The organism is Occultella glacieicola (assembly GCF_004353825.1).
GTDB lineage: Bacteria > Actinomycetota > Actinomycetes > Actinomycetales > Beutenbergiaceae > Occultella > Occultella glacieicola.
In genome coordinates this window covers 69,853-92,353 of sequence record NZ_SMNA01000004.1, presented here as the reverse complement: position 1 = coordinate 92,353, position 22,501 = coordinate 69,853, and the positions used below count along the sequence as shown (strand labels likewise).

General features: G+C 71.1%; 20 protein-coding genes. 8 read left to right on the top strand and 12 right to left on the bottom strand.

Annotation, left to right across the window (positions count from 1 at the left end; translation table 11 throughout):
- Positions 1 to 20: 20 nt before the first annotated feature.
- Genes EXU48_RS08410 through EXU48_RS08400 form a run of 3 tightly spaced genes read right to left on the bottom strand, consistent with a single transcriptional unit; the run spans position 21 to position 3,252 of the window.
- Positions 21 to 920, bottom strand: coding sequence for a carbohydrate ABC transporter permease (locus tag EXU48_RS08410; RefSeq protein WP_165962730.1), 900 nt, complete (start codon positions 918 to 920; stop codon positions 21 to 23).
- Positions 917 to 1,855 carry a carbohydrate ABC transporter permease gene (locus EXU48_RS08405; protein WP_133107220.1) on the bottom strand — a complete coding sequence of 313 codons (939 nt, stop codon included), beginning with the start codon at positions 1,853 to 1,855 and terminating at the stop codon, positions 917 to 919. Before EXU48_RS08405 ends, EXU48_RS08410 begins: the two co-directional genes overlap by 4 nt.
- Positions 1,852 to 3,252 carry an extracellular solute-binding protein gene (locus EXU48_RS08400; protein ID WP_235856911.1) on the bottom strand — a complete coding sequence of 467 codons (1,401 nt, stop codon included), beginning with the start codon at positions 3,250 to 3,252 and terminating at the stop codon, positions 1,852 to 1,854. The genes EXU48_RS08405 and EXU48_RS08400 overlap by 4 nt, the downstream gene beginning before the upstream one ends.
- A gap of 358 nt (positions 3,253 to 3,610) precedes the next feature.
- Here EXU48_RS08400 and EXU48_RS08395 point away from each other — a divergent pair, with 358 nt between their 5' ends.
- On the top strand, positions 3,611 to 4,084 hold the full coding sequence (locus EXU48_RS08395; RefSeq protein ID WP_133107218.1) for a SprT-like domain-containing protein: 474 nt from the start codon (positions 3,611 to 3,613) through the stop codon (positions 4,082 to 4,084).
- 70 nt (positions 4,085 to 4,154) lie between these two features.
- Here EXU48_RS08395 and EXU48_RS08390 read toward each other — a convergent pair whose 3' ends face one another.
- Positions 4,155 to 6,710: a glycosyl hydrolase gene (locus EXU48_RS08390; RefSeq protein ID WP_133107217.1), complete on the bottom strand. Its 2,556-nt coding sequence runs from the start codon at positions 6,708 to 6,710 to the stop codon at positions 4,155 to 4,157.
- A 196-nt stretch (positions 6,711 to 6,906) separates the two neighbouring features.
- Here EXU48_RS08390 and EXU48_RS08385 point away from each other — a divergent pair, with 196 nt between their 5' ends.
- Both EXU48_RS08385 and EXU48_RS08380 read left to right on the top strand, forming a co-directional pair.
- Positions 6,907 to 7,518, top strand: coding sequence for a protein-L-isoaspartate O-methyltransferase family protein (locus EXU48_RS08385; protein WP_133107216.1), 612 nt, complete (start codon positions 6,907 to 6,909; stop codon positions 7,516 to 7,518).
- 67 nt (positions 7,519 to 7,585) lie between these two features.
- Positions 7,586 to 8,068: an NUDIX hydrolase gene (locus tag EXU48_RS08380; RefSeq protein WP_133107215.1), complete on the top strand. Its 483-nt coding sequence runs from the start codon at positions 7,586 to 7,588 to the stop codon at positions 8,066 to 8,068.
- Positions 8,069 to 8,118: 50 nt separating this feature from the next.
- On the opposite strand, the gene EXU48_RS08375 is transcribed toward EXU48_RS08380, so the two are convergent.
- From EXU48_RS08375 to EXU48_RS08365, 3 genes are all read right to left on the bottom strand, one after another.
- Positions 8,119 to 8,823 (bottom strand): DUF998 domain-containing protein, encoded by a 705-nt coding sequence (locus tag EXU48_RS08375; protein ID WP_133107214.1) that lies wholly within the window; start codon positions 8,821 to 8,823, stop codon positions 8,119 to 8,121.
- 117 nt (positions 8,824 to 8,940) lie between these two features.
- Complete coding sequence (locus tag EXU48_RS08370) at positions 8,941 to 9,492, bottom strand: hypothetical protein (RefSeq protein WP_133107213.1); 552 nt, start codon at positions 9,490 to 9,492, stop codon at positions 8,941 to 8,943.
- A 90-nt stretch (positions 9,493 to 9,582) separates the two neighbouring features.
- Positions 9,583 to 12,495: an FAD-binding and (Fe-S)-binding domain-containing protein gene (locus EXU48_RS08365; protein ID WP_133107212.1), complete on the bottom strand. Its 2,913-nt coding sequence runs from the start codon at positions 12,493 to 12,495 to the stop codon at positions 9,583 to 9,585.
- 194 nt (positions 12,496 to 12,689) lie between these two features.
- Here EXU48_RS08365 and EXU48_RS08360 point away from each other — a divergent pair, with 194 nt between their 5' ends.
- The 3 genes from EXU48_RS08360 (at position 12,690) to EXU48_RS08350 (ending at position 15,114) form a co-directional block, all read left to right on the top strand.
- On the top strand, positions 12,690 to 13,262 hold the full coding sequence (locus EXU48_RS08360) for a hypothetical protein (RefSeq protein WP_133107211.1): 573 nt from the start codon (positions 12,690 to 12,692) through the stop codon (positions 13,260 to 13,262).
- Positions 13,263 to 13,372: 110 nt separating this feature from the next.
- The gene (locus EXU48_RS08355) at positions 13,373 to 14,245 is read left to right on the top strand and encodes a carbohydrate ABC transporter permease (protein WP_133107210.1); all 873 of its coding nucleotides are present in this window, start codon (positions 13,373 to 13,375) and stop codon (positions 14,243 to 14,245) included.
- Positions 14,242 to 15,114 carry a carbohydrate ABC transporter permease gene (locus tag EXU48_RS08350; protein WP_133107209.1) on the top strand — a complete coding sequence of 291 codons (873 nt, stop codon included), beginning with the start codon at positions 14,242 to 14,244 and terminating at the stop codon, positions 15,112 to 15,114. The genes EXU48_RS08355 and EXU48_RS08350 overlap by 4 nt, the downstream gene beginning before the upstream one ends.
- Before the next feature lie 362 nt (positions 15,115 to 15,476).
- Here the strand turns inward: EXU48_RS08350 and EXU48_RS08345 are convergent, their stop codons facing one another.
- Genes EXU48_RS08345 through EXU48_RS08335 form a run of 3 tightly spaced genes read right to left on the bottom strand, consistent with a single transcriptional unit; the run spans position 15,477 to position 18,541 of the window.
- Complete coding sequence (locus EXU48_RS08345; protein ID WP_133107208.1) at positions 15,477 to 16,691, bottom strand: Gfo/Idh/MocA family protein; 1,215 nt, start codon at positions 16,689 to 16,691, stop codon at positions 15,477 to 15,479.
- Between the two features lie 51 nt (positions 16,692 to 16,742).
- Positions 16,743 to 17,564, bottom strand: coding sequence for an ABC transporter permease (locus EXU48_RS08340; protein ID WP_133107207.1), 822 nt, complete (start codon positions 17,562 to 17,564; stop codon positions 16,743 to 16,745).
- Complete coding sequence (locus EXU48_RS08335) at positions 17,561 to 18,541, bottom strand: ATP-binding cassette domain-containing protein (RefSeq protein WP_133107206.1); 981 nt, start codon at positions 18,539 to 18,541, stop codon at positions 17,561 to 17,563. The genes EXU48_RS08340 and EXU48_RS08335 overlap by 4 nt, the downstream gene beginning before the upstream one ends.
- A gap of 126 nt (positions 18,542 to 18,667) precedes the next feature.
- On the opposite strand from EXU48_RS08335, the gene EXU48_RS08330 reads away from it, so the two are divergent.
- Complete coding sequence (locus tag EXU48_RS08330; protein ID WP_133107205.1) at positions 18,668 to 19,321, top strand: UPF0158 family protein; 654 nt, start codon at positions 18,668 to 18,670, stop codon at positions 19,319 to 19,321.
- A gap of 2 nt (positions 19,322 to 19,323) precedes the next feature.
- Here EXU48_RS08330 and EXU48_RS08325 read toward each other — a convergent pair whose 3' ends face one another.
- Entirely contained in the window at positions 19,324 to 19,770 is a 447-nt protein-coding gene (locus EXU48_RS08325; RefSeq protein ID WP_133107204.1) for a hypothetical protein, read from the bottom strand.
- Between the two features lie 148 nt (positions 19,771 to 19,918).
- Here EXU48_RS08325 and EXU48_RS08320 point away from each other — a divergent pair, with 148 nt between their 5' ends.
- Complete coding sequence (locus tag EXU48_RS08320; RefSeq protein ID WP_133107203.1) at positions 19,919 to 20,866, top strand: helix-turn-helix transcriptional regulator; 948 nt, start codon at positions 19,919 to 19,921, stop codon at positions 20,864 to 20,866.
- Between the two features lie 18 nt (positions 20,867 to 20,884).
- On the opposite strand, the gene EXU48_RS08315 is transcribed toward EXU48_RS08320, so the two are convergent.
- Positions 20,885 to 22,447, bottom strand: a complete 1,563-nt coding sequence (locus tag EXU48_RS08315; protein WP_133107202.1) for a peptidoglycan DD-metalloendopeptidase family protein — start codon at positions 22,445 to 22,447, stop codon at positions 20,885 to 20,887.
- Between the last annotated feature and the right edge of the window lie 54 nt (positions 22,448 to 22,501).

Here is a 22,501-nt window from a genome sequence, read left to right as displayed (position 1 = left end):
CCGCTCGGCGCCGCCGTGCCTCAGCCCTTGATGCCGCCGGCTGCGGCGAACCCGGTGCCGAGGCTTCGCCCCATGAACAGGTAGAGCACCACGACCGGCAGCGAGTAGAAGATCGAGAACGCCGCGAGCTGCCCGTACGCGACCTGCCCGTACTGGGAGGAGAACGTGTACAGGGTGACCGCAGCGGGTAGCTGGTCGGGGCTCAGCAACAGCATGAACGGAACGAAGAAGTTCCCCCACATGCCCACGAACGTGAAGATGGTGGCGACCGCGAGCCCGGACCGCATCAACGGCAGCACCACCGACCAGAGGGTCCGGAGCAGGCCCGCACCCTCGGTCCAGGCGCTCTCCTCGATCTGGATCGGGACCGCGTCGATGAACCCCTTGGTCAGGAAGATCGCGTACGGCAGCGCGGACGCGCCGAGGAACAGGATCGCGCCGACCATCGAGTCGATCAGGTTGACCCGGACGAACAGCGAGTAGACCGGGATCATGATCGCGGTGATCGGCAGTCCGGTGGAGAAGATGATGGTCAGCAGCAGCGGGCGCTTCGCCCGGAACCGGTACCGGGAGAACGGATAGGCGCACAGCACGGCGGCCGTCATCGTCACCAGGGTCGCCCCACCGCACAGGATCAGCGAGTTCGTCAACGGCCGGAATGTCGTCTCGGCGTTCCAGATCGCCTGGAAGTTGCCGAGACTCCATTCGGAGGGCCAGCTGACCGCGAGGCTCGCCTCGGTGTCGAAGGCGGCCAGCACCACCCACAGCAGCGGGATCACGAAGGCCGCGCCGAGCACGATCATCGAGATCGACGCGGCCAGGGACATGCCGCCGGCGCGTGGCGCACCGCGGTCCCGGACCCCACGGCGGGGCGACGCCGGCTCGGTTCCGGACCGCTCGGTGGTCGCGGTGGTCGTCATCGCTTCTCCTCCTCCGGCAGCAGGCGCAGATAGACGATCGAGGCCAGCGCCCCGATCCCCAGCAGCAGCAGGGCCACGGCCGTGCCGTAGCCGAGCTGCCCGTACGAGAACGCCTGCTCGTACATGTACAGCGGTAGCGTCTGGCTGCGCTGGGCCGGCCCGCCGCCGGTCATGATGAAGATCAGCCCGAACACCGAGAGCGTCTGGAGCGTGATCAGCATGAGGTTCGTGGCGATGGCGGGGCGCATCAGCGGGATCGTCACCGACCGGAACCGCCGCACCGGGCCGGCGCCGTCGATCGCGGCCGACTCGTAGATGTCGGACGGGATGGCGCTGAGCGCGGCCGAGTACACCAGCATCGAGAACGCGGTGCCGCGCCACACGTTGGCGAAGCTGACCGCAAGGATCGGCAGCGCGAACAGCAACTCCTGGGGTGGCAGGCCGAGCGAGGTGATGATCGCGTTCAGACTGCCCTCGTCCGCGAAGAACGTGTACAGCAGGTACCCGGCCACCACCTCCGGCAGGATCCAGGCCGCGATCACGATCGAGGTCACCACGAAGCTGATCGCCCGGTTCGACTTCTCCATCAGCAGCGCCAGCAGCATCCCGAGACAGTTCTGCCCGATCACCGCCGAGACCACCGTGAACACGATGGTCAGCACGACCGAGTTCCAGAAGGCGTCGTCGGCGAACGCGTTCGTGAAGTTCTCGAAGCCGATGAACGAGGTCTCGGCCGCGCCCTCGCCACGGATCGCGTTGTCGGTGAAGGCGAGATAGAGGGAGTACAGGATCGGGCCGGCCATGAACAGCAGGAGCAGCACCAGGGCGGGGACCATCGGGACCGCCCGCCGGGTGGTCAGACCGTTGCCGAGGGTACGTCTGTTCTTGCGCGGCGTCGCCTGGGCCGGCCGCTCGGTGGTCGCGGTGGCGCTCATCGGGACTCCTCCTGCACGTTCTCGGGTCCGACGATGTCGGTGACCGCCTGGTCGTATGCCGCCTGCGCCTGCTCGGGGGTCTGCGCCATGGTCATGACGACCTCCATCGCGTCCTGGATGGCGGCGGAGACCTCCGGGTAGTTCGGCAGCGCGGGACGGTAGTAGGCACCCTCGAGCAGGCCGGTGAAGAACTCCGCCGTGGGCGAGTAGGTCCGGTACTCCTCCACCTCGGCGACGTCCGCCCGCACGGTGATGTGGTTGTCCTCGATCGCGCGCTGCACGGAGTTGTCGGTGGTCAGCAGCGCCTCGATGAAGCTGAACGCGATCTCGGGGTCGGTGCAGTACTGGGGCAGCACCCAGGACCAGCCGCCGGCGAGCGTGACCCACCCGGTGCCGTCCCCGTTCTGCGTGGGCATGCGGGCCAGGCCCAGCGTGTCGGCCCACTCCGGCCACGGGCTCGGGGCATCCTCGACCCAGTTCTGGGAGATCCATGAGCCGTCCAGCAGCATCCCCAGCTCCCCGGCCGGCATGACCGTGCTGTAGATGCTCTCTCCGATGTTCGGGTCGAGGTGCCGCGACACGGGCAGGGTGAGTTCCTCCTCGAAGACGGTGCGCAGGAAGGTGAGCGCGTCCAGGAACCCCTGGGAGCCGATGACCCACTTCTTCGCGTCGGCGTCGTAGAGGCCGACCCCTCCGCCGGTGCCGTAGAGGAGCATCTCGAAGCCCTGCATCGAGGCCTTCTCCCCCTGCGCCTTGCCCGAGAAGATGAAGAACGGTGCGACCTCGGGCAGCTGTTCCTTGATGGTGCGGGCCGCCTCCAGGATCTCCTCCCAGCTGGTCGGTGCCCAGTCCTCGGGCAGGCCGGCCTCGGCGAAGACGTCCTTGTTGAACCAGATCGCACGAGTGTCGGTGTGGGTCGGGATCGCGTAGATCTCGCCGTCCTCACCGGTGACGGCTTCCCTCGAGGCGGGCGCGACGTCCTGCCAGTGCTCCCACTGCTCGGCGTACTCGGTCATCGGCTGGACGTAGCCGGCGCCGACGTCGGAGAGCAGGATGAAGGTGTCCTCGTAGACGAGGTCCGGCGACGTCCGAGGTGAGGACATCAGGAGTTCGTTCTTGGTGAAGTAGTCGTTCTCCGCCGCGACGATCGGCACGAGTTCGACGGACCGGTCCTGGTACTCCTGGGTGTAGGCCTGAGCGGTCCGGTCGATCCAGTCCTCCATCAGGGTGCCGGATCCGAACTGCTGGTAGGCGATCCCGATGACGTTCGGATCCTGGGTGCTGGACGACCCGCAGCCACTCAGGGCGGCGAGCGGCACCACCGCACCGATGCCGGCCGCATACCGCAGGAACGTGCGCCGGTCGGTGCCGGCGCGCGGGGCTGTCGGAAGGTTCACGGGCGGGTCCTCCTCCTCGAGGGACGCGTACGAACTCGCGGACGAGTCATCGACGCTACCTCGGGGGTCCCCGGACGGCGCGGCGAGATGACTCGCCGGCCGCACCGCACCGTCCGCACGACACATCCGGCGCGACCTCCCCGGGCGCGGCATCGTCGAGCGCAGTTCCCCCGGCCCGTGCGGCCGGCACCCGTGGCAAGCGCGCGGTGGCCGGCGTGACCGGTCGGCGTGACTGGCCGGCGTGACTGGCCGGTGTGACTGGCCGGTGTGACTGGCCGTTCCACAGGTCGGATGCACGATGTCGGACGGCCCGCATAGCGTGGGTCCCAGCTGCCCCTTCGCACGAACGAGGATCGTCATGGACCTCCAGAACGCCCACGCCCTCGCTCACGAACTCCTGGCCGAGCACGGCCTGACCGGCTGGACCTTCGGGTTCGACAACGCCAAGCGCCGGGCCGGCGCCTGCCGGTATGACCGCCGTCGGATCACGATCAGCCGGTATCTGACCGAGTTGCATGCGCCGGACCAGGTGCGGGACACACTGCTGCACGAGATCGCGCACGCGCTCGCCGGCCACGGGGCCGGTCACGGGCCCCGGTGGCGCCGGATCGCCCTGTCGATCGGCTGCAGCGCGCAGCGTTGCGTGCCGGCCGGTGCCGGTGCGGTGCCGGCCCCCTGGGTCGGGCTCTGCCCGGCCGGGCACGAGCATGGCCGCTTCCGGCGCCCCAGCCGGCCGCTGGCCTGCGGACGCTGCTCGCGGCGGTTCTCCACCGCGCACCTGATCGTCTGGCGCCGACGGGAGCCGCTGGGCGCGGCACTGAACGCTCGGTGAGTTGGGGGCCGAGCCGGGTCGGGTGCGGCCCCGCGGCCGGGATCGGTCCGGGCTCAGTCGGTCGAGGCGGTCAGCGCAATGCCGGCACCACGAAGATCCCGGTTCGGGTCGGCTCGAAGGCGCGGTCGATCTCCTGCATCGTGAAGCGGTGGCCGTACGCCCGCTCCGCCGACTCGTACACCGCCCGCCACTGCGGCGACCGCATCCCGGCAACCGAGGTGCCGCTCACGTCGAGCTCGATCCGGTTCGGACCCGGTCGCAGCAGGTGGCCGACGCCGATCTCGAACGGGTGGTCCCAGAGCACGCCCGCCACCTGTCCGTTCACGCGAACCGTCGCGACGACCCCGACCGGGGCGGGATCGAGGGCCTGGTACGACTGCGACCGCGACGCGGTGCGAGCCGGGATCAGCAGCGCGGAGGCATCGAGCACGAGCCGCGTCGGGACCGCCTCGCCGAGCGTCACGGTGGTGACGTAGGTCCCGGTCCCGACGGCGTCATCGAGCCCGTCCTCCTCCCAGACGTGCGGCAGGGTGACGGCGCGCACCGCCCGGTCCGGCCCCGTGAACTCCCACGTGGGGAGCGGGATCGGGGCCGACCCGGCCTGCGCCTCGGGCCCCGGCTCCGGCGTCGCTGCGGCGCACGGATGTGGCGACGTCACCACCACGACCGCCTCGTACGGGCCCAGTTCGGCACGGATCGGACCGCTGCGAGGCGCGTCGGCCGAGCCGTCATGGGCGTTCCAGGTCTGCCAGCACGCGTGCGCGGTGCGGGGTGTGACCGCGGTGACCACGCGCCGTGGACCGGTGTTGACGACCAGGTACAGCTCCCCGTCGTCGTGCCGACGGTGCAGCACGGCCACCTCGGCGTCGTCCGCCACGACGTCCGGGGCCAGGACGGCGCCGACGGCCGCGATCAGGCCACTCGTGTCGTTCGTGTCGTTCGTGTCGTTCATGTCGTTCATAGCGACGTGGATCGCCTCGGGCAGCACCTCGGCGTCGACGACAACGACCGCGATCCCGCGCCGCGCCAGCTCCTGCAACCGTTGAGAATCCGCCTCGGGGAGGGTCGCCGAGCCGGCGACGACGATCACCCGGTGCCGGCGCAGGATCGAGTCCGCCGAGGTCTGCTCGTCGATGACGTCGAAGTCGTAGCCGGCCTCGCGCAGCGCGGCCGGAACCGCGGCACCGATGCGTTCCGTGGCCGCACGCCAGAGGTTGAGGTGCCGGCCGACGCCGAAGGCGGCGAACGTGTCCTGGTACGGCAGCCACAGGGCGACGTCGGCGACGTGTTCACCTCGCCGCAGGAGGGCGCACAAGCGTTGCAGATAGACGAACAGGTCCGGCGCTGCGGACCACCAGGCGTTGCGGTCGCTGATCGCGCCGGCGGCGTAGAAGGCCCATCCCGGTTCGACCGCATCCCGCGGCGAGTAGGGCCAGCCGTGGCCGATGAACTGGTTGATCCCGGAGAGCAGGTGCTCGTGCGCCTCGCCCTTGAGGTCCACGGGTCGGGCCCGGAACGAGGGCGAGTTGACCCAGGTCCAGGTCTCCGACGACACCACCGGGACACCGAGATGATGGGCCGCCGATGCCGCCCACTTGGTCTCCGGGATGCCGCGCCAGCCCCAACCCTCGCCCTCGATCAGGTCGACCTTGCGGTAGCTGCTGACGCGAGCCGGCGGCGCCCCGTAGCTCTGGACGCGCAGGAGCACCCCGTGCCCTCGGGCCCACGCGTGCAGCGGGGCCAGGAAGTGGTCCTCGTAGAGGTCCGAGAGAGTCCGATGGAAGTCGGCGCGGAAGTCCGCGCCCTCGGATCGCTCGCCGCGCAGGTGGAACAGCAGCGGCAGGGGGTCGTAGCCGCGCCTGGCCCGGAACTCCTCGACGATCGCCGGGGTCCAGTCGGCCTGGTAGACCTCCAGGCTGTCGCAGAAGACGGCGGTCACGTGCTCGGCTCCCGCGGCCTCCAGCAGGGGGTCGGCGAGCGCGCTCAGGTGGTGCTCGGTCGCCGCCCGCGAGTAGTGGTCGAGCACCGGCCCCTCGGCCCCGCCGGATGCCCGCTTGACCTGCTGCCCGGTCGGTCCGGAGGTCGCGACGAGCAAAGACCGCGGTCCGGTTCCGGCCGGGACGATCACGATGTCGCCGTCGATCGCTGCGGGCGAATAGGCGTGCGGGTTGTCCTCGGGAACACCGTCGGCGAGGTAGGCCGCGACCAGGCGGTCCTCGGGCCAGCGTCCCGGCAACGACACCTGCTGCGCGCCCGGACCGACGGCCCGCTCCTCCCAACGCAACCGCTGCGCGGCGTGCGCGGGTGGGATGTGCCCGCCGCCGAACGACCAGCCGCTGCCCAGCGTCAGGTCGAAACGCAGGCCGAGATCTCGGGCACGGCGCGCGGCATACCCGATCAGCCGCCCGAACGCCGGCGAGCCGAACCCGGGCTGTGGCCCCACCTCGAGCGGGTACACGAAGGCGAGTTCGACACCTCCGAGCCCGCTGCGCGCCATCGATCCGAGCTGATCGTCGATCCCGCTCTCGGTGACGGCTCCCCCGAACCACCACCAGCGCACCATCGGGCGCGCGTCCTCCGGCGGGTCCGTCAGATCGGTCAGCAACGAGGGCAGCAGGACATCCATCGGCGTTCGGCTCACTTCATCGGGTCACGAAACTGAATCGTTACAACCTATCGTTCGGGTGGTCCCATGTCACCCCCGCTGCCTGCCCGGCCTCGACCCAACGGTCCCGTTCGCTCGGCCGCCCGGCCGGGCCTCGAGGGTCCGAGTCGGTCGAGCGGGGCTAACCTGGCCTGATCCGACCGGGAGCAGGTGCTCGATGGAACCGTCGGCGTGCACGAGGGTCACCGCTGCGATGCGGTCGGTCTCGCGCGCCGATTTCCTCCCACCGCGCCAACGGCGCAACACCGCCCTGGACCAGCCCCTGCACCTGACCGACGGTCAGACCTGCTCCCAGCCGACCACGGTGCGGATCATGCTCGAACTGCTTGCCATGGAACCGGGACAACGCGTGCTGGACGTCGGCAGCGGGTCCGGGTGGACCACCGCCCTGCTCGCCCGACTCGTCGGGCCAACCGGTCGCGTGGACGGCGTGGAACTGCGGCCGGAGCTCGCCGAGTTCGGGCGCTCGAACCTCGCCCGGGCCGGTCTGCCGCAGGCCCAGATCCACCTGGCGGTCGACGGCGTGCTCGGTTGGCCGTGGCTCGCACCGTACGACCGGATCCTGGTCTCGGCCGAGGCCCGCGCGGTGCCCCGGGCCCTGGCCGAACAACTCGCCGACGGCGGCCGCATGGTGATCCCGGTGCGTGGCCGGATGACGGTCGTGACCATGGCCGATGGCGTCCCGTCCGCCGAGCAGGCACCTGGCACCTATCGGTTCGTGCCCCTCATCGAGCCCGAACCGGGAGCAGGGCAGGTCGATGGCGGGTGAGGGGCGCCCGACGTCCGGCCACGGCACCCCGCGCAGTGCCCGATGACAACGCCGCTACCGTGAACCCGTGACCGGTCGCTTCCGGGTGGTGCCCGCCGCCTACGTCCTGCTCCGCCGCCCCGCCCCTGCCGGCGAGGAGGTGCTGCTGTCGCTGCGCCGGGGCACCGGGTACATGGACGAGCACTGGGCCCACGCCGCGGCCGGGCACGTCGAGGCCGACGAGTCGGTGCACGCCGCGGCGGTGCGCGAAGCCCGGGAGGAACTCGGGATCACGATCGCCCAGTCCGACCTGGAGCCCCTGTGCGCCATGCATCGCACGCACGGCAACGGCCGCGCGATCGACGAGCGCGTCGACTTCTTCTTCTCCTGCCACACCTGGTCCGGCGAGCCGCGCCTGATGGAGGCGGACAAGGCCGCCGAGCAGGCCTGGTTCCCGCTCGATGCCCTGCCGGACCCGGTGGTCCCGCACGAACGGACCGTCCTGGAGGCCATCCGCACGGACAGCATGACCCCGATCATGACGTTCGGGTTCCGTGCGCCGCAACCGTGACCGACCGCGACGGTCGGGCCGGCCACGGCTCGCCCGAGATACCGCGCGCCTCAGGCGGAACCTGAACGAGCGGCAGCGGTAGCACTGGGGAGCGGAGGCCGACCGGTGAGCACCGAAAGGCCGGTGAGCATCAGCCACACGATCACCGCATAGACCGTCAGTCGCTGGACGGTGCCAGGGCCGACCGTGGCGATGTTGAGCGTATCGATCGCGATACCGAGCAGCCCCGGGCAGGCGAGCACCGCGGAGGCGAGGGCGTACCCCCTCCAGATGTGCCGGGTCGCCACGGCGGCGAGGAGCATCAGCAGAAGCCCACCCCCGATCGCCGCCAGGGTGCCGACCGAGTGCCACAGCATCCGTCGGGTGTCCCCGCCGATCGCCTCCACGATCGAACCTGGGAACAGGCCGACCATCGCCACCCCTGCGGCGTGCACGAGAGCCACCGCGAGCACCGGCCCACGCCACCGGGGACTGAGGACGGGCGCGAGCGCGATCGATCCCAGCGCGATGAGGACGCCCATGAGCACCAGGGCAGTGTTGAAGAGCAGGTGCCACGGCGAGCAGACGCTGCCTCGCGTCAGGTCCGCGCACTGGGTCAGGCCGAGGTCACTGATGAAGTTCGTCGACCAGCTGTAGCCGCCCGCCCAGGCAAGCGCCACCACGATCTCGACCACCGGATAGAGCATGCCCGCAAGGTAGGCGAGAGCCCCCAGAGTGCGCCGCATCGACCCCAGTTCCCGGCGGACGTAGGTCACGGTGTCGAGCCGAGTCGGCACGCTATGGGAGGCGAGGGCGGCGACCGGAGCCCGATCGGGCACCCGGGCGGGGCACCGGCGTTCCGCCCGACCCCCGGGTCGAACGACACAGTCAGGTCAGGCCGGCGGGCGTTCCGTGCGGCGGGGTTCGACGTCGGGCTCGTCCTTGGTGGCCACATCGCGAGCGCTGCGCCCGGCCGTCGGATCCGCGACGCGGGCGTCAGGGTCCGGATCCGCCGACCGCAGGGCTTCCGCCCGGCCTTCCGACACATCCGGATCGGCCCGGTCGGCCTCGCGCAGCCGCTCGTCGGCCTCGGCCCGGGCCGCCTGTGCGTCGGCGTCACGGACCTGCGACTCGCGCCGGCGGGTCTCGGCATCGACTCGGGCACGCTCGGCATCGGCGACCGCACTCGCCGCCTCCGCCTCCGCGACGGCCGCGTTCGCTTCCTGCTCCTTCGCGTCGGCGGCCGACCTGGAGACCTCGGCCTCCCGGCGCTGGGCCTCCAGGGCCGCAGCCTCACCGTCACGCCGGATCTCCGCGGCCTCGTGGCGCTGCTGGGCCAGGGCTCGCTCCCTGCGGCTACGGCCGGTGAGGCCCCACACGATCGCGACGATCAGGAGCAGCGCCACCACAGCGACCACGATCCAGATGATGCTCGAGGTGTCCATGTCGATCTCCCTTCACAGGCATCCAACCGCGGTCCGCGCCCGTCCGCACGACGAGATGCCGCCGCTACGCCCATCCGGCCGGACGCCGACCTAGGAGATCGACGGCCGGGAGACCTCCTCCAGGAGTTCGAGCACGTGCCGGTACGGTCGGCCGGTGGCCCGGGTCATGCCCATCTCGCAGGTGCGGTTGCAGGAGGCATGGGCCGCGAACGGCCCGTCGGTCGCCTCGAGCTCGGCGAGTTCGGCCGCCTCGGCCTCGGTGGCGCCCGCGGTCAGCTCGGGGTGCAGGAGCCCGCGGTCGCCGGCGAAGCCACAGCAGCCCCAGGTGTCCGGGACGCGCACGTCGCGGGCCACCGCGCCGGCGACGACGACGAGATCATCGGTCGCGCCCAGGTGCACGGTGGAGCAGGTGGGGTGCACCGCGAGCCTCGACAGCCGTTGGTCGGTGGGCACGTCGAGCCGGGGCAGAACCTCCCGGCGGACGTAGGTGACGGTGTCGAGCACCCTGAGCGTGTCCCACCTCGCCGCGCGCATCGGGTCCAGGTGCGCGGCCAGGGTGTCCAGGCCGTGCGTGCACGAGGACGCATCGCAGACGAGCGGACGACGCCCGTCGTCGGTGGCCGCCCAGACCCCGTCGAACACCCGGGCGGCCATCGCGGCCTGCCCGTCCACGAATCCCTTCGACTCCCACGGGGTGCCGCAGCACAGCCCATCGACGCCGTCGGGCAGGACGGCCCGCAGCCCGGCCCGCCCGCAGAGCGTGAGGAAGGCCGCCGCGGCGCCCTCCCCGCCGCCCTCGGGGCCGAACATGGCGCCCGTGCAGGACGGGAAGAACACCAGATCGACGTCCGGCGACTCAGCAACGGAGCGGCCGCCGTCGCCGGCCCCGGACGGATGCGCGGGCGGCGGGGCGACCACGGCGGGCAGCTCCGCCAGCCCCGACCGGGCCGCGCCCGGGCCGGGCAGATCCGCCCCGAGCTGGGGCACCAGTTCGTGGGGCAGCACCGTCCGGGCCGCGGAGGTGGCGCCGGCGAGGAACGCCGACGGCAGGGCTCCCGCGAGGCCGAGACCCAGGCGCAGGCCGGTCGTCGCCGGGCCCCAGGCACCGGTGGCGGCGGCACCGGCTCGCTGGGCGGTCCGACCGTGGCCGGCGGCCCGGAAGGACTTCATCACCTTGCCGGTGTCGATCCTCACCGGGCAGGCGGTGACACAGAGGGAGTCCGCCGCGCAGGTCTGCACGGCGTCGTAGTCGAACGCGGCCTCGAGCTCGGCACGGCGCTCAGGTCCGGCGGCGGCGATCTCGCGCATCAGGATGATCCGCTGCCGCGGCGTGGTCGTCGTGTTCCGCGACGGGCAGCCAGGCTCGCAGAAGCCGCACTCGACGCAGGAGTCGACGGCGCGGTCGACCTCCATGACGGTCTTGAGGTTCTCCAGGTGCGCCCTCGGGTCGTCGTCCAGGACCACGCCGGGGTTGAGGATCCCGCGCGGGTCACACAGCCGCTTGAGTTCGGCCATCACCTCGTAGAGCTCGTCGCCGTACTGGCGGCGTACGTAGGCGGACATGATCCGGCCGGTGCCGTGCTCGGCCTTCAGGGTGCCGTTCGCGCCGAGGATCAGGTCGACGAGGTCCTCGGTGAAGGCCTCATAGGTGGCGACCTCGCGGGGGTCGTCCAGGCGCGGGTTGATCATGAAGTGCAGGTTCGCGTCCCGGGCGTGCCCGAACGTGACCGCATCGTGGTAGCCGTGCCGAGCGAGCAGGGCGCCGAGCCCACGGACGGTCTCGGTGAGCACCGCCGCCGGCACCGCGACGTCCTCGAGCAGGTTCGTGGTGCCCGGCGGGCGGGCGCCGGCGACGGTCGCGTACAGCCCCTTGCGCACGGCCCACAGGCCGGCCCGCTCGGTCGCATCCCGGGTGAGTGCGGCCGGGGCGGACAGGTCGAGGCCGCGGATCACCGGGTCCGCGGCGTCGGTGAGGGCCGCGAGCGCCGGAGCGTCCGCGGCCTGGAACTCCACCAGCAGCGCCGTGTGGTCGAGGACCGGGATCGACGCGATCGAGGCCGGGGCGTCGCCGCCGGCCTGGGCCACGCGCAGCGACGCCGCATCCATCAGCTCGACGGCACGGGCGCCGGCAGACAGGAGCGCGGGCAGGGCGTCGGTGGCCCGCTCGATGGAGTCGAAGACCAGCAGCGTGGTGGCGGCCCGAGTCAGGACCGGCACCGTGTCCAGCACCACCGACGCGACGTACCCGAGCGTGCCCTCGGAGCCGATCATCAGGTGCGCGAGCATGTCGGCGGGCTCGTCGTGGTCGAGGAGGGCGTTCAGGCCATAGCCCATCGTGTTCTTCATCGAGAACTGGTGGGTGATGATCTCGCGCAACCGCGGGTCCGCTCGGACGGTGTCCCGGAGCCGGATCAGGCCGGCGTGCAGAGTGGGTTCGAGGGCGCGCAGGCGGGCATCGGCATCCGGGTGGGCGGTGTCGATCGTGGTGCCGGACGGCAGCACGAACTGCATCGAGTGCAGCGTCCGGTAGGCGGTGGCGGTGAGCGAACTGGTCATCCCGGAGGAGTTGTTCGCGACCACGCCGCCGATCGTGCACGCGATCTCGCTGGCCGGATCGGGTCCCAGCTTGCGCCCGTACCGGGCGAGCGTCGCATTGACGCGCCGGAGGACGGCCCCCGGTCCACACCGGACCCGAGCTCCGCCGTCGAGCACCTCCACCTGCGCGAGGTGACGGCGCACGTCGATGAGCACCCCGGATCCGCCCGCCTGCCCGGACAACGACGTGCCGCCGGCGCGGAACGTGACGGGCTGCCCGGCGCCGTTCGCGGCCACCAGGGCGGCGACCAGTTCGGGCAGGGAGGCGGGCGTGAGGACGGCCTGCGGGCGGAGCAGGTAGTGCGAGGCGTCGTGCGCCATGACGGCCAGGTCGGCGGCCCGCTCACTCCAGGCCAGGTGGCCGGCGGCACGGCGCACCTGAGCGAGGGACTCCGTGGTGACGGTCATGGGCCAAACCTAGACCGAACCCCGCGGGGCCGTCGTTCGCGCCCACCCGGTGTGCTGCCGCACCGCCGGGACAGGTCGCTCGACCGCCCGTCACCCATGAGCAATGTCATACCGAACCCATGAGCGAGCGCCCTGGCGACCAACCCGGGTCGCCGCGAGACTGGAGACATCCCAACCGAAAGGCGTGCTCCCCGATGTCCGACCTCCTGATCGATCTCCAGGCGTTCACCGAGTCCCTGCCTCCGCTGCTGCGCTGGGTGGGCGTCCTGCTCGCCGGGCTCATCCCGTACGTCGAGGCGGAGGGTGCTTCGGTCATCGGGATCGTCGCGGGTATACACCCTGCGATCGCGATCCCCGCGGCGGTGATCGGGAACGCCATCGCACTCCTGGTGGTTGTCAGCGTCACGTCGGCCGTCCGCTCGGGCGTCAAGGCCGCCGCCGGTGCCGCGAGCTCGGCCGGCAGCGCGCGCTCAAGGACCGCCGCCGGCTCGACCGGGGCCGTGGACACGATCGACACCACCGCGACGGCGGTCGATGAGTCCAACCCCAAGCGGCAACGCATGCGGCGGGTGTTCGACCGCTGGGGCGTCCCCGGGGTGAGCTTCCTCGGCCCGCTGCTGCTGCCCAGCCACGTCACCGCCGCTGCGATGGTTGGATTCGGCGCCCCGAAGGCGCGGGTCTTCGTCTGGGGGGTCGTGGCCGTGGCGGCCTGGGCCGTGGTGATCGGGGTGCTGGTCTACCTCGGCGTTCAGGTCGCGCTGCACTGAGACCGTTGCCGCCGGTGGCACGTCACGGCGCGAGACGATCGCCGCGCCGGCCGTGCCCACCGGCCCGATCTGGCTAGGCTCGCTCCACCGACAGCCGGGGGAGTGACCGCATGAACGCACGCCAGCGCCACGAGGCGCGTTCGGCGTACGCGATGCTGCTCCCGAGCCTGATCGGCGTGATCGGCTTCCTGTTGCTGCCGGTGCTGATCGTGCTGGCCCTGTCCTTCATGCGGTGGAACCTGATCAGCCCACCGGAGTGGATCGGGCTGGAGAACTACGCCTACATCCTCACCTGGCCCCGGTTCGGCAACTCCCTCCTGGTCACCGGGCTGTTCGTGCTGATGGCCATCCCGGCCTCGATCGCGATCGGCCTGCTGCTCGCGATCGCGATCAACCGGGGCCTACCCGGGACGAGTTGGCTGCGGGTCCTGTACGTGCTGCCCTGGGTGTGCGCCCCGCTGGCTCTCGGCGTCGTCTGGAAGTGGATCTTCGACCCCACGAACGGCGCCCTGAACGCGATCCTCGGGCGCCGGATCGAGTGGCTCACCGACCCGGACCTCGCGCTGCCCGCCGTGGTCTTCGTGCAGATCTGGTCGACGGTCGGCTACATTTCGCTGTTCTTCCTGGCCGGGCTGCAGCAGATCCCGCGCGCCGTGTACGAGGCAGCCATGCTCGACGGCGCGGGGAGCGTCCGCACGCTCGTGTCGATCACGCTGCCGCTGCTGCGTCCGACGATGTTCTTCGTGACGGTCACCTCGGTGATCTCCTCGTTCCAGGTGTTCGACTCGATCTACGCCATGACCGGGGGTGGCCCCGCGTTCCGCACCGACGTGATCGCCGCCCGGATCTACGACGAGGCGTTCGTCGGGCTGCGGCTGGGCCGGGCCGCCGCGATGGCCGTGGTCCTGTTCGTGGTCCTGGTCGGCGTGACCCTCGTCCAGCAGCGCTACTTCCAGCGCCGGATCACCTACGACATGTCATGACCGAGCCCACCCGCACCCGTCGGTCGGCGACCGCCTCCTGGGGCTCGTCCCGGCTGTTCGCGAACGTCCTGACCTACGCGTTCCTGATCGCCGGCGGCCTGCTGATGCTCGGCCCGTTCGTGTTCTCCGTGATGACGTCGCTGAAGACCCCGAAGCAGTTCAACACCAGCTGGCCGCTGACCCCGCCGGCCCCGGTCACGGGCGAGAACTTCGCGGCGTTGTTCTCCGAGCAGTACAACTTCGTGGTGCCGATCGCGGTGACCGCGCAGGTGGTGCTGGTCCTGGTGGTGGGCCAGATGCTCACCTCCATCCTGGCCGCGTACGCGTTCGCGCAGCTGCAGTTCCCGGGCCGGGACACCCTGTTCTGGGTGTACCTGTCCACCCTGATGATCCCCGCCGTGGTCACGGTCATCCCGCTGTACTCGATGATGACCTCGCTGGGCCTGAAGAACTCCTTTGCGGGCCTGGTGGTGCCGTTCCTGTTCGGCTCCCCGTACGCGATCTTCCTGCTCCGGGAGAACTTCCGGTCCACGCCCTCGGACGTGCTGGACGCCGCCAAGATCGACGGGGCCGGGGTCCTGCGGCGACTGTGGCAGGTGATGGTGCCGATGAACAAGCCGATCCTGGCCACGCTGCTGCTGATCACCGTGGTCAGCCAGTGGAACAACTTCATGTGGCCGCTGATCATCGCGCCGGCGCCGGAGTGGAACGTGATCACGGTCGCCACCGCCGCACTGCAGACCCAGTACAACGGGAACTGGACTCTGGTCATGGCCGCGACCACGATCGCCCTGGCGCCACTGGTGATCCTGTTCCTGGTGTTCCAGAAGCAGATCACGTCCTCGCTCGGGGTGACCGGAGTCCGCTGAACGGACCCCTCGCGGCCCGCTCTCCGCGCCCGCCCCGCCTCGTGCGGTGTGATTGCGACGCACCAGGTACGTCGCAATCACACCACTAGCGCTGCGCGGTTACGGATGCCCGATCGCGCGCCCACCCCTGTGGACCGCCACGCGTCGGCGTCGCGCCTGTGCGGTACGGGTCGAGCGTCACCGGCGTGCCGACGGTGGCACACGCCAGGCCGCGAGCACCCCGGGGATCGCTGCCCCTTCGCCCGCGCCGCGCACCGGTTCGAGCGTCAGCCGTGTGACTCCGACGCACCGGGTACGTCGGAATCGCACCACAACGGTCGGGCCCACCACCAGGGGATGGCGGGCCCACCAGGTCCCGGCGTCTACCAGGCTGGGGCCGGCCCCGCTCCCAGGTCCGGGATCGCCAGGCGGGCGCCGCCCTGCCTCGCCGACTCGTAGGCGATCACACCGGGCAGGGTGAACCGGGCCGCCGTCCATGCGTTGACCGGCGGCTGCGTGTTCGTGGTGACCGCGCGCACGAAGTCGTCGGCGAGGAAGTGGTGGGCGCCCTCGTGACCGTTGTGGGCGCCGTCGAACTCCTTCGGCAGCCGCGAGCGGTCGTGGACCTTCGCCAGGCCCGAGCTGAAGCTCTGCATCAGGGCGGGGTCGACGTCGCCGAAGCCCTCGGGCACCTGGCCGGCCTTGGTGTAGAACAGGTCGCTGATGTCGAGGGTGTCGCCCTTGGCGTAGTCCTCGCCCTCGGTCTTGATGCTGAGCGTCGCACCCTCGCCGGTCTGCTCCATGACGGCCTCGGTGCCATAGAACCGGAACCGCGACTCGTGGCCCTTCCAGTACCCGACCCGACGGAACTCGTTGGTGCGCATGGCCCCGCCGTCGGCGAGCTCGAAGAGCGCGCTCATGTTCGAGAACGTGTTGCCCCACCGGGACACCTCGGCGTCGAACACGCCGTCACCCCGGTCGTCCGGGATGCCGATGCAGCTGACGCTGGTGGCATACGTGGGCAGGGCGCCGAGCACGCCGCCGAGCGCGTGGGTCGGGTACAGCATCGGCGGGTAGCTCGCCGTCGATTTCCAGTCGTCCCCGCCGCTGTAGCGGTACGCGGCGTAGAAGCCGTTGTCCATGTCGTGGACGTAGTCGCCCTCGGCGTAGAAGACCCGCCCGAGCTCCCCGGCGGCGATCTTCTGCCTCGCCCACACGACGGCGGGGTTGTAGTAGCTCGTCTCCCCCATCATGTAGATCAGCCCGGTGGCCTCGACCTCGGCCACGATCGCGGTGATCTCCTGCTCCGTCATCGCCATCGGCACCGAGGAGTAGACGTGCTTGCCGGCCCGTAGTGCCTGCAGGACGAGCTCACCATGGCTCCACCGCTGCGTCATCACGGCGACCGCGTCCACGTCCGAGGCGAGGAGCTCCTCCGCCGTCGCGAACGAGCCGGCCAGGCCGTACTTCTCCACGTGCTCGGCGGCCCGCTCCGGCACGAGGTCGCACACGTACACCGCGTCGACCTCGGGATGGAGCTGCCACAGGGAGATGAAGCTGCGCGCGAACTGGCCGGTTCCGATGACACCGATCTTCATGTCGCAATCCAACCATGTATGCGCGCCCCGGGCAGCCACGGGTCCGATGGCTCAGCCGGCGCTGCGCCGCATCCCACGGATGCCGACCGCGAGCCCGACGGCGAGGGTCGCCACCGCGGCGAGCGCGCCCCAGGCCACTCCTCCCGAGGCGAGCTCGCCGGAGAACAGGGCCCGCTCGGCGTCGACGATGTAGGTGAGCGGGTTGAACCGGGACAGCACCTGCATCCAGCCGGGCCCGGACTCCAGGGGCAGCAGCATCCCGGACAGGATCATCAGCGGGAACAGGAACGTCTGCTGCACCACCCAGAACATCCAGTCCTGCTTGCGCACGGCGATCGCGAGCGCGTAGCTGAGCGAGCCGAGCCCGATCCCGAACACCGCGAGCAGCACCAGGCCCAGGAGTGCGCCGGCCGGGTACAGCCGGAATCCGAACGGCACCATCACGGCCACGATCAGGACCGCCTGCGCGCCGAGGGTGACCATCTCCTTCAGGGCCCGGCCCACCAGCAGCGACGAACGGGACAGCGGCGTGACGAGCATCCGTTCGTGCGCACCGGTCTGCATCTCGTAGAGCAGGTTCGACCCCACGGTCGAGGATCCGAACAGCGCGGTCATCACCAGGATGGCGGGCACGAACCACTGCCACACGCTGCCGCCGGGGACCGAACCGGCCAGGCTACCGCCGAGCAGCGGGCCGAACAGGGCCAGGAACACGATCGGCTGCACCAGCCCGAAGATCAGCGAGAACGGGTCCCGGAGCATCGGCCGCAGCTCGCGCATCAGCACGATGCCGGTGTCGCGCGCCAACGAGCTCCGCTCCGCCGTCGCCTCGGTCGCCACCATCGGGTTCGGGGTCAGGGTTGTCGTACTCATGCCGCCACCTCCTCGTTCTCGGTCCCGCTCTCGCGCAGGCTCCGTCCGGTCAGATTCAGGAACACGTCGTCAAGGGTGGGGCGGCGCACCTGCACGTCGGCGAGCCCGACGGCGGCCGCGTCGGCCGTGTGCACGAGCTCGGCCACGCGGGTGGTGCCGTTCGCGATCCGCGCGGTGATCCGGGTGCCGGTCACGGCGACCTCGGTCGCGCCCTCCCAACGCTCGACGATGTGCGCGAGGTGCGCGGCGCCGTCGGGCTCGTCGGCGATGACCACGAGCAGGTCGCCGGCGAGTTGGGTCTTCAAGGCGTCCGGTGTGTCGTCGGCGATCACCTCGCCGTGGTCCACCACGACCACCCGCTCGGCCATCGAGTCGGCCTCGTCGAGGTAGTGGGTGGTCAACAGCACGGTGATGTCGAACGCGGTCCGCATCGCGGTGATGTGCTCCCACAGGTTGGCCCGGTTCTGCGGGTCCAGTCCGGTGGAGGGCTCGTCGAGGACGAGCAGCGGCGGGGCGTGCATGAGTCCCATCGCCACGTCCAGACGGCGTCGCTGACCGCCGGAGAGGTCGGTCACCTTGCGCTGTGCTTTGCCGGCCAGATCGAGGGAGTCCAACAGTTCGCCGGCCCGGCGGCGCGAGTCCGCACGGGACAGCCCGTACGTGACGCCCTGGGAGTACAGCTCGTCCGCGGCGCGCTGGTTGTGGCCAGCCCCGTTGCCCTGGCCGACGTAGCCGATCCGGCGGCGCACGTGACCCGGCTGGGTGAGCACGTCGAACCCGGCCACCCGCGCCGAGCCGGAGGTCGGCGCGAGCAGCGTGGTGAGCATCCGCATCGTCGTGGTCTTGCCGGCCCCGTTCGGCCCGAGGATCGCGACGAGTTCGCCGGGTGCGACGTCGAGATCGATGCCGCGCACGGCGTGCACGGTCTCCTTGCGGCTGACGACGAAGTCCTTCGTCAGGCCTTCGGTGTGGATCATGTGGTCCCTCCTCGGTGGTGGTGAGGACCACGCTAGGGACGGTAGAGGTCAGCTCCGGTCCGCTACTTTGGACGATGTTCGGGCTGGTCCTGTCGAGGATGGCGGCGCGCGGGCACGATTGGGCAGATGAACGAGGAACGCCCGACACTCGACCCTGAGAGGGTCGACCTCGACATGCTGGCCCCTCTCATGGACGCCTCCGACTACGGTGCCGGGCACTTCGATCCGGCTACCGGTCAGGTGATCCCCTCCTTCGAGGGCGAGGCTCTCGACGCGGACGGCGAGCCGGCAGACGCCGGCGAACAGGACTGGGTCCCGGTCGAGCCGGTCGGTTCCCGAACTGGCTACGGGGACATGGAGGTGTTCACGGCTGCCGTGGCCGACCCCGCGGTGCGGCGTCGCCTGGAACTCGCACTCGAGGGACATGGTCCGTTCCGACGATTCCGGGACGCGCTCCACGAAGCCCCCGAACCGCTGCGCGCCGCGTGGTTCCGGTTCCGGGACGCCCGGGCCGAGTCGCGTGCGATCGAATGGCTCGTTCGACTCGACCTGGTCGAAGCCGAGCCCGCGGCAGCGATCGTGCGAGACCGGGCGGAGACCGCCGATCGCGCGCTGACCGAGGTCGCCAAGCGCGATGGACTGCAGGTCGAGGAGCGGGACGCCCCGCGCCGCTGGCCCGAGATCCTGCGGGCGCTGGGCGACGGCCGGCCCGTGCGGTTGACCAGCGGCGGCGAGCCCTGGGCCGTGATCGAGCCGTTGAACCGGCCCGGGACTCGTTAGCGTCAGGAGGCTGCGTCGACCTCGAACGGCTCCTCGGGGGTCTCGCAGTACACCAGTGGGTCCTCGCCGGCGCCGTGGTAGGCGTACTCCTCGCCGCCCGAGGTGAGGATCAGCCGCCGGCCCTCGACGAGCGCCTGCGTGTACGCCTGGTCCGGCACCGGGCAACCGATCGCGCCGTCCCGCCAGGTGACGGATTCCAGAGAACCCGCCTCGATGTCGTCGGCGGCCACGTCGAGTCGCTCGGCGAGATCGTCGACGGCGGCGCTCACCGCGGGATCGACGTCGTCACCCGGGTCGTCGGTGTCGTCATCGGTCGGTTCCTCGGACCCGGTCGGCTCAGTGGTCCCGCTCGGTGGATCGTCGACGGGCTCCTCGACGCCACATCCGGACAGGCCGAGCAGCGCGCCGAACAGGAACGCTGCCACCACCACGGTTCTGGTACGCCTCACGCTGACCACCCCTCGTTGGCTCCCGAGTCTAGGTCGCCGCGCGCCCGGTTGCGATGCCGCGCACGCAACGATCCGGCCACGAACCTTCGTCGACGGCGCTCCACGGAAGCGGACAGGTGCTGGCCGCTTCCGGTGCCAGACTGGTGGCATGTGGGAGACGTCCGGACGGTTGCTCAAACTGCTCTCGTTGCTGCAGGCGCGCCGGGACTGGCCCGGCGCGGACCTCGCCGAACGGCTCGACGTCAGCCCCCGCACCGTCCGCCGGGACGTCGACCGGCTGCGCGAGCTGGGCTATCCGGTGCAGGCCACGAAGGGACCCGACGGCGGCTACCGCCTCGGCGCCGGCACCGAACTGCCACCGTTGCTGCTCGACGACGAGCAGGCCGTCGCCGTCGCCGTCGCCCTGCAGACCGCGAGCAGCGGGGTCGCCGGTATCGAGGAGGCGGCGCTGCGCGCGTTGACCACCGTGCGCCAGGTGATGCCGTCCCGGCTGCGGCACCGGGTGGATGCGCTCCAGTTCACGTCGGTGCCGACGGCGGCCCAGGCGCCCCAGGTCGATGCCGAACTGCTCCTGGAACTCGGTGCGGTGTGCCGGGACCACCAGGTCCTTAGGTTCGACTACGTGGCCAAGGACGGAACGCCGTCGTTGCGGCGGACCGAGCCACACCGGCTGGTCAGCTGGGGCACCCGCTGGTACCTCGTCGCCTGGTGCCTGGACCGCCAGGCGTGGCGCACGTTCCGGGCGGACCGGATGACGCTGCGGATCCCGCACGGTGCCCGGTTCACCCCGCGGGAGCTGCCCGAGGAGGACCTGGCCGACTACCTCCGCAGCCAGGTGGCCGGATCCACCCAGTGGCCGGCCCGGGGCCGGGTCCTGCTGCACGCGCCGGCGACCACCGTGGCCCCATGGATCCGCCAGCAGGGCACGGTCATGGCCCGTGACGAGGAGTCCTGCTGGGTCGAGGCCGGCTCCTGGACCTACACCGCGCTCGCCGCCTGGTTCTGCATGTTCGACGCGGAGTTCAGCGTGGAGGGCCCCGACGAGCTCCGTGCGGCGGTCGGCACCCTGACCGCTCGGCTCGGCCGAGCCGTCTGAACTGCCGGGCCACCTGACCTACAGCACCTGGGCGAACGTGGCCCAGCCCCTCCCGACCGGCACCGCCGATCCGACCCGTCCCTTCCCGTCGCCCCGGTACAGGTAGGCGGCGCCGGTGGTGTTGTTGATGCCGAGGAAGTCGGAGTAGGTGTCCCGGTTGAAGTCGCCGACCGGCACGAGCGTGAAGTTCCCCCAGCCCTGGCCGATCTGCTGGGCGGAGTTCATCGCCCCCTGCGAGTTCGCGTAGTAGACGAACAGTCGGCCATTGGCGTCGATGGCGATCAGGTCGGACGCGCTGTCGTCGTTGAGATCGCCGCCGGCCAGGATCCGGGAGAATGCCTGCCAGCCGTGCCCGATCTGGGTCCGGGCGCCGACCCGTCCGTTGCCGAGCCCGGCATAGCGGAACATCCGACCCGAGGAGTCCACGGCGATCAGGTCGGTGCGCAGGTCGCCGCTGAAGTCGGCGATCGCGAACAGGTGGGTGAAGGAGCCCCAGCCGTGCCCGATCTGCACACGGCCGGCGAACCCGCCGCGCCCGGTGCCCGGGTACAGGAACAGCCGCCCGGACGGGTCGACACCGAGCAGGTCGGCGCGCCGGTCCCCGCTGAAGTCCCCGGTGGCAATGATCTCGAACCCCGTCCAGCCGTTGCCGACCTGCCGCATCGACAGGAAGCCGCCGCTGCCGTTGCCCGGGTACTGCAGCAGCGCGCCGGACGCGGTCACGGCCAGCACGTCCGGGACGCCGTCGCCGGTGTAGTCGTGATCACCGAGCAGGTGCCGCCGGGTGTAGATGTCGTCGGTCGGCGTGACGTTCGCGCGCGGCGCCCACCCGGTGATCCGGCCGGCGGTGACCTGGATGAAGTTGCCCGAGGACGCCCCGGGCGTCGACGTCAGCACGGTGCGTGCCGGCACGGTCCCCCGGACCGTGGAGGAGGTCGACGCGCTCCGGTAGATCGTGGTGGTCCCCTGCGCGTAGTAGAGGCACTGGGTGGGCGTGCGGACCTGGGTGATCAGGTCCGCGTTCGCGCGCAGGTCGATGCCCTGCTGACGGAACCAGGCCTCCGGGTCGAGCAGGGTCCCGCCGTAGTCGCCGCGCCAGACCTCCAGGTGCAGGTGCGGGGACGTGGAGACCCCGGTGTTGCCCATGGTCGCGATCCGCTGCCCCTGCGAGACCCGCTGACCGACCCGCACGTACTGGGTGGCGTTGACCACGTGGGAGTACCCGATCGTGATCGTGACCCCGTCGATGACGTGCCGGACCGTGATCCACTGGCCGGCGGCGGAGTCAGGCTGGGCCCGGGTGACCACGCCGTCGGCGACCGCGTACAGCGCGTTCCCGACCGCGCCCCCGAGGTCCTGGCCGTTGTGCCAGGTCGTCGCATTGATGATCGGCAGGCAGCGGGGTCCCTGCGCCGAGGACATCCGGTACGTGCCGGTGTCCACCGGGGCGGTGACGTTGCCGGACGTGGCGGGCGCCGCCGTCGCCGGCATCGCGCCGAACAGGGACGCGACCAGCGCGAGGGCAAGGGCGGCGGTGACCGATCGACGCAGCCGACGGGGGCCTGGGGGCGCAGGACGCACGAGGTTCTCGCTTCCTCGGGAGGGACGACTCGTTGCGTGGACGGTACCAGCGCC

Coding starts and splice junctions, on each gene's coding strand:
- EXU48_RS08410 (WP_165962730.1), bottom strand. CDS start 920: ATGACGACCACCGCGACCACCGAGCGGTCCGGAACCGAGCCGGCGTCG.
- EXU48_RS08405 (WP_133107220.1), bottom strand. CDS start 1,855: ATGAGCGCCACCGCGACCACCGAGCGGCCGGCCCAGGCGACGCCGCGC.
- EXU48_RS08395 (WP_133107218.1), top strand. CDS start 3,611: ATGGACCTCCAGAACGCCCACGCCCTCGCTCACGAACTCCTGGCCGAG.
- EXU48_RS08390 (WP_133107217.1), bottom strand. CDS start 6,710: ATGGATGTCCTGCTGCCCTCGTTGCTGACCGATCTGACGGACCCGCCG.
- EXU48_RS08385 (WP_133107216.1), top strand. CDS start 6,907: ATGGAACCGTCGGCGTGCACGAGGGTCACCGCTGCGATGCGGTCGGTC.
- EXU48_RS08370 (WP_133107213.1), bottom strand. CDS start 9,492: ATGGACACCTCGAGCATCATCTGGATCGTGGTCGCTGTGGTGGCGCTG.
- EXU48_RS08365 (WP_133107212.1), bottom strand. CDS start 12,495: ATGACCGTCACCACGGAGTCCCTCGCTCAGGTGCGCCGTGCCGCCGGC.
- EXU48_RS08360 (WP_133107211.1), top strand. CDS start 12,690: ATGTCCGACCTCCTGATCGATCTCCAGGCGTTCACCGAGTCCCTGCCT.
- EXU48_RS08355 (WP_133107210.1), top strand. CDS start 13,373: ATGAACGCACGCCAGCGCCACGAGGCGCGTTCGGCGTACGCGATGCTG.
- EXU48_RS08350 (WP_133107209.1), top strand. CDS start 14,242: ATGACCGAGCCCACCCGCACCCGTCGGTCGGCGACCGCCTCCTGGGGC.
- EXU48_RS08345 (WP_133107208.1), bottom strand. CDS start 16,691: ATGAAGATCGGTGTCATCGGAACCGGCCAGTTCGCGCGCAGCTTCATC.
- EXU48_RS08340 (WP_133107207.1), bottom strand. CDS start 17,564: ATGAGTACGACAACCCTGACCCCGAACCCGATGGTGGCGACCGAGGCG.
- EXU48_RS08335 (WP_133107206.1), bottom strand. CDS start 18,541: ATGATCCACACCGAAGGCCTGACGAAGGACTTCGTCGTCAGCCGCAAG.
- EXU48_RS08330 (WP_133107205.1), top strand. CDS start 18,668: ATGAACGAGGAACGCCCGACACTCGACCCTGAGAGGGTCGACCTCGAC.
- EXU48_RS08320 (WP_133107203.1), top strand. CDS start 19,919: ATGTGGGAGACGTCCGGACGGTTGCTCAAACTGCTCTCGTTGCTGCAG.